This is a genomic window from Haladaptatus sp. W1 (assembly GCF_001723155.1).
Taxonomy (GTDB): domain Archaea; phylum Halobacteriota; class Halobacteria; order Halobacteriales; family Haladaptataceae; genus Haladaptatus; species Haladaptatus paucihalophilus.
On the sequence record NZ_MEIH01000190.1, the window covers coordinates 1 to 4651 of the forward strand.

Annotated in this window: 8 protein-coding genes; 4 read left to right on the forward strand and 4 right to left on the reverse strand. The window is 65.1% G+C overall.

Translation table 11 applies throughout. The features are described 5' to 3' along the window. On the forward strand, nucleotides 1-223 hold a 223-nt coding region (locus BG842_RS09465; protein WP_139136081.1), incomplete at its 5' end, for a carotenoid biosynthesis protein. A gap of 16 nt (nucleotides 224-239) precedes the next feature. Here BG842_RS09465 and BG842_RS09470 read toward each other — a convergent pair. The 3 genes from BG842_RS09470 to BG842_RS09480 form a co-directional block, all read right to left on the reverse strand. Continuing rightward, a complete protein-coding gene (locus BG842_RS09470) occupies nucleotides 240-554 on the reverse strand; it encodes a GerW family sporulation protein (RefSeq protein ID WP_007978560.1) in 315 nt (104 codons plus the stop codon). Nucleotides 555-789: 235 nt separating this feature from the next. Next, nucleotides 790-1071 carry a hypothetical protein gene (locus BG842_RS09475; protein ID WP_069450565.1) on the reverse strand — a complete coding sequence of 94 codons (282 nt, stop codon included), beginning with the start codon at nucleotides 1069-1071 and terminating at the stop codon, nucleotides 790-792. A 30-nt stretch (nucleotides 1072-1101) separates the two neighbouring features. Continuing rightward, nucleotides 1102-1917 carry a winged helix-turn-helix domain-containing protein gene (locus tag BG842_RS09480; protein ID WP_069450566.1) on the reverse strand — a complete coding sequence of 272 codons (816 nt, stop codon included), beginning with the start codon at nucleotides 1915-1917 and terminating at the stop codon, nucleotides 1102-1104. 100 nt (nucleotides 1918-2017) lie between these two features. Here BG842_RS09480 and BG842_RS09485 point away from each other — a divergent pair, with 100 nt between their 5' ends. From BG842_RS09485 to BG842_RS09495, 3 genes are all read left to right on the forward strand, one after another. Further along, nucleotides 2018-2359 (forward strand): hypothetical protein, encoded by a 342-nt coding sequence (locus BG842_RS09485; RefSeq protein WP_007978567.1) that lies wholly within the window; start codon nucleotides 2018-2020, stop codon nucleotides 2357-2359. 107 nt (nucleotides 2360-2466) lie between these two features. Next, nucleotides 2467-3246, forward strand: coding sequence for a GHMP kinase (locus BG842_RS09490; protein ID WP_069450567.1), 780 nt, complete (start codon nucleotides 2467-2469; stop codon nucleotides 3244-3246). Between the two features lie 46 nt (nucleotides 3247-3292). After that, complete coding sequence (locus BG842_RS09495; RefSeq protein WP_069450568.1) at nucleotides 3293-4123, forward strand: heme-copper oxidase subunit III; 831 nt, start codon at nucleotides 3293-3295, stop codon at nucleotides 4121-4123. A 6-nt stretch (nucleotides 4124-4129) separates the two neighbouring features. On the opposite strand, the gene BG842_RS09500 is transcribed toward BG842_RS09495, so the two are convergent. After that, nucleotides 4130-4549, reverse strand: a complete 420-nt coding sequence (locus BG842_RS09500) for a VOC family protein (RefSeq protein ID WP_018128653.1) — start codon at nucleotides 4547-4549, stop codon at nucleotides 4130-4132. Between the last annotated feature and the right edge of the window lie 102 nt (nucleotides 4550-4651).

The window sequence follows — 4651 nt, forward strand, 5'->3', positions numbered from 1 at the left end:
CGTCGAACTCGGATTCGATTGGCGGGCGCTCCGCGACAGACTCGACTCCTGTGAGTTCATGCTGGACGACATGGTGAGCTTCGTCATCCTCTGGGGTGCGATGAACCTCTACTTCGAACACTGGATTCCGGTCGTCGTAGCCGCCCTCCTGTTTGTCGGCCTCAGAAAGATAGACCGCTTCGACTTCGCCGTCTTTCGACCGGCGACGGGACTCTCCCGCTGACCGGACGGTCGGGTTCTCAGACGCGACGACGCACGAGCAGGCCGATGGCGATACCGAGACCGAGCGCCGCGAGCGTCCGCCGCGACTCCGAAAACCGCACGAATCGCGTCCCTTCGGGCGACACTTCGAGCGCGCCGATTGGGGCCGCCCCCGCACCGCCGCCCATTCGACTGCCGTCCGAACCGCCGACGCCGCCGAACCCGTAGCTCACCTTCGCTATCGGGATGATTGTTCGGTTGCCGACCTGTATCGGCGTTCCGTACACCGTTTCGGCACCCACGTTTCGACGGAATTGCTGCAGGAGGGCTTCGAGTCGCTCGAATACGTCCATACCCCTTGGAAAACGAAGCAGGAACAAATGATTTCGGGTGTTGACACGCGTCGAAGCGGGTACCGTCCGCTATTGGGTCGTATATAGTACAACTAGTGATGTTTTTCTATCGCCCGTGCCAGCCACGAACTGTGGCGCACACAGCGTTGTCGTAACATATCGAACATCATCCACCACCAACCAGCACCCCGCGCCACACCATCTCCTTGCCACCGCACCGCTATCCATCGGTTTTCTACCGTTCCGTTCGGCCCTGTAACAAGAATCCGACGCCGAGCGACCAGCACCCGATTCCGACGCCCAGAAGTCCGAGCGAGAGCGGCGTCCACGAGTCTCGGTGGACCGCCTCGACCGGAGCGAGGTGAATCAGCACGTCTATCGCCGTCGTAATCGACGCCGCGTCGGCAAGAGCGTCGGCGACGCCCATGATGACGAGCGGAAGCGAGAGGACGACCAACGCCGCTCCGAACGCGATGGCGCGTGTCCCGGCCCAGTGGACGGTTCTTCGGTCGAACATCGGCCGTCCTCAGAGACGACCCCGAGAGGCTTAGCGTTGCCCGCTCCGTTTCTCCCGGCGATACCAGACGAAGAAAGCGAGCACGAGAATCAGCGCGCCACCGGCGAAAAAGAGCGCTCCGGGTGGGATACCGGAACCCGACGCGCTCTCGGCGATGGTCCGCGTCGTGCTGGTCGTGCTCGCATGCAGCGCGGTCGTCGTCTTGTCCGCGACCGTCGTCGCGGCTTCCGCCGTCGTCCGGGCCGCCTCGTGGGTCGTTCCGCCGTCGGCGGGTGCGCGGGTCGTCGTCGCCGCGTTTCCGGCGCTGCCGCCCGCGTCGGCGCTTCGTGCCGTCGTCGTCGCTACCTTCTCGCCGCTGTCGGCGTTGCCGCTCGACCCCATCTGGAAGATGGGTCCGATGATCGGTCTGTTCGTGGCGAGTCGCTGGACGACGAGGCTCGCCAGCCCGAGGACGCCGAGGCCGCCGAACAGGTTCGAGAGGGCGGATTTCAGTCCGACGGTATCCGACTCGTTCCCGGCGAAGAGGACGAGCGGTTCCGCGGTCGGCGCGTACACCTTCATTTCGCGCCCCTTGCTGGAGTAGGCCGTGTCTGCAACCTCGACGAGGTTGCCGTCTTCCAACTTTCCGAGGTGGTACTGCACGTTCTGGAGCGACGTCTCGACGCGTTCCGCGATGGTTGCCGGGGTCGCCGGTTCCTCGTACAGAGCCGCGAGGATATCGCGTCCGGTCTGCGAGGAGAGGGCGGCGACCAGCGCGTCCGCGTCCTCGCTGTCGACGCCGACGACTCGCGGGTCGCGGTCCTCGTCCGCGACGGAATCGACGGTGGAGGGCAGAAAGTCGACCATACCCTACCATTCCGAGCGGGGACTATAACTTTGCCCGACGCGGGCTTTCCCGGTATTTTATTACGTCCCGCTGGAAACGCATGCGTCGGTAGGCGAAGACATGGACGGCGACGAAACCTCGTTACGAGCACTGTTGCAGATTCTCACGGAACCGCGCAGACGGTACGCGCTGTACCACCTCCGGCGGCACGACGAGACCACGGTCACGCGTCTCGCGGACAACGTGGCGGGGTGGATGGACGCCGACCGGGACGAACCCCTCTCGGGGCAGGAACACGTCCACATCTACACCGAACTCCACCACACCGACATTCCGCGGCTCGTCGCCGCCGGAATCGTTCACCTCCCCGACGACGAAGAGCGAGTGGAAGTCGTCTCGTTCCCGGACGTTCTCTCCGACCTCCTCGACGTCACCCTCGAATTCGACGACGGGGGGATGTGACCGCCCCGGAGTTTAGACACACTCTAATCCGCTCGCTCGCGTGACCGTTTCCGGCGCCGCATTCCGCAGACGGGAGATTGAAGGGCCGTTTTCGCCTTGAGACGAGTATGAGAGCGTTCGCTCCGGGAAGCGTGACGGCGGTGTTCGCACCGGCCGAGTCGGGCGACGAGTCGAGAGGCGCGAGCATGGCTATCGAGGATGGGGTCGTCGCGTCGGTGCGGGCGGCGGACGAAACCCAGATACTGCTCGACGGCGAGGAAACCGACTTCGAACCCGTTTCCGGCGTGCTCGACGAGTTGGGATGCACCGCCCGCGTGGAACTCGAACACGACATTCCCATCGGGTGTGGCTTCGGCGCGAGCGGCGCGGCCACGCTCGCAACCGCGCTCGCGGCGAACGCGGAGTTCGAACTCGGACGCTCGCGGGAGGACCTCGTACACGCCTCGCACGTCGCCGAGGTGAACGCCGGAACTGGGCTGGGCGACGTGTTCATCCAGACGGCGGGCGGCGCGCTGATGAACGACGGGTCGGGTCGCCGCCGCTGGGAACCAACCGACGCCATCGAGTACGTCTCGTTCGGCGGGATGGCGACCAGCGAGACGCTGGGTAATCCGGACCTGATGGCGCGAATCGGACGCGTCGGCGGGAAGACGCTCGATTCGCTGCCGCGCGAGCCATCCTTGGAACGCCTCACGCGGGACGCGTGGTCGTTCGCACGGGAGATAGAACTCCCCACGGACACGGTTCGGGACACCGTGGCCGACGTGGAGACGGCGGGCGGCGCGGCGAGCATGGCGATGCTCGGCGAAACCGTCTTCGCGGTGGGCGTCGAGGACGTGCTCCCGAACCGGACGACCGTCTCGTTTTCCGGCGCACACCTGCTGTAGCGTCGCCGTCGAATTTTTGCCGTTCCACGGTGTGTCTCTATCGGCTATGGCCGACCCAGTGGCGACCGAGGCGTCCGCGGACGAACACGAATCGGCGCATCACCGAAGTCGATGGCCCATCATCGCTGCGGGCGGTGCGGCGACCATGTACCTCGGACTCGGGTTGACGATACTGGGCAGCGTCTCCGACGTGTTCCCCGGAATCGCCGGGGTCGTTCTCGCGCTCCTCGGCTTCGTCGTGCTCGTCACCGGATTGGGCGGATGGCTCGACCAGGCCTACCTCCGCGACTACTGGCAACACGGGACGAGCACGGAGAAGAAGTACTCCTACGAGGCGACGATGGTGTCGTTCCTGCTGACCGACATCGCCACGTTCGGCGCGGTGTTCACCTACTACTTCTTCGTCCGCGTCGGCACGTGGCCGCCCGCGGAACTGCCCGACGTGCTGACATCGCTCCTGCTCGTCAACACGACCGTCCTCGTGCTGAGCAGTTTCACCCTCCACTACTCGCACATCGCGCTCCGGAAGGGGAAGCAAAAGCGGTTTCTCGCGCTCCTCGGCGTCACCGTCGTCCTCGGGGTGGGGTTCGTCGCGGGGCAGGCGTACGAGTACTACGACTTCATCGTCCGCGAGGGGTTCACCCTGACCTCGGGGCTGTTCGGGAGCGCTTTCTACGGACTGACCGGCTTGCACGGTCTGCACGTCACGCTCGGCGTGGTTTTGCTGTTCGTCGTCCTCGGTCGGGCGGTTCGCGGCCAGTACGACTCGGAACGGGATACGTCGATCAGCACGGTCTCGATGTACTGGCACTTCGTGGACGCGGTGTGGATATTCCTCGTCGTCGTGCTGTACGTCGGGTCGAGCGTAACGGGGTGAGAGCCGTCACGCGCGCGCCGGTTCGACGAAGAGGAGTTCGTTGCCCTCCGGGTCGAACGCGATGACTTCGACGCCGTACTCGCGTTCCTGCGGTTCGGACGCGAACTCGACGCCGCGCTCGCGCAAGTCGGCGTACGTCGCGTGACAGTCGTCCACCTCCAAGCCGATCATCGGGTTGTGGCCGACCAACTCCTCGTATCTGTCGGCGTCCCGACCGTCGAACCACTCCGGGGACCGGAGGATGATGTGGACGCCCTCCCGTCCCGCGGGGGCGACGGTGAGCCACCTGTCTTCGCCCATCTCGCTGTCCTCCTTCTTCTCGAAGCCGAGCGTTTCGGTGTAGAAGTCGAGGGCCGCCTCCTGGTCCGCGACTATCAGCGCGAAATGCGTGACCCGCGAGACGTGGCCGGTAGATTGCTGTGTCATGGTTCTCTCCCGATGGACGGACGACGGGGAGCACGAAATACGCACGCCTCCGGGTTCGAAATCGGGTCGAAGAAGGCCGAAATCACCGATTCGTCCCGCGTG

Coding starts and splice junctions, on each gene's coding strand:
- BG842_RS09470 (WP_007978560.1), bottom strand. CDS start 554: ATGGACGTATTCGAGCGACTCGAAGCCCTCCTGCAGCAATTCCGTCGA.
- BG842_RS09475 (WP_069450565.1), bottom strand. CDS start 1,071: ATGTTCGACCGAAGAACCGTCCACTGGGCCGGGACACGCGCCATCGCG.
- BG842_RS09480 (WP_069450566.1), bottom strand. CDS start 1,917: ATGGTCGACTTTCTGCCCTCCACCGTCGATTCCGTCGCGGACGAGGAC.
- BG842_RS09485 (WP_007978567.1), top strand. CDS start 2,018: ATGGACGGCGACGAAACCTCGTTACGAGCACTGTTGCAGATTCTCACG.
- BG842_RS09490 (WP_069450567.1), top strand. CDS start 2,467: ATGAGAGCGTTCGCTCCGGGAAGCGTGACGGCGGTGTTCGCACCGGCC.
- BG842_RS09495 (WP_069450568.1), top strand. CDS start 3,293: ATGGCCGACCCAGTGGCGACCGAGGCGTCCGCGGACGAACACGAATCG.
- BG842_RS09500 (WP_018128653.1), bottom strand. CDS start 4,549: ATGACACAGCAATCTACCGGCCACGTCTCGCGGGTCACGCATTTCGCG.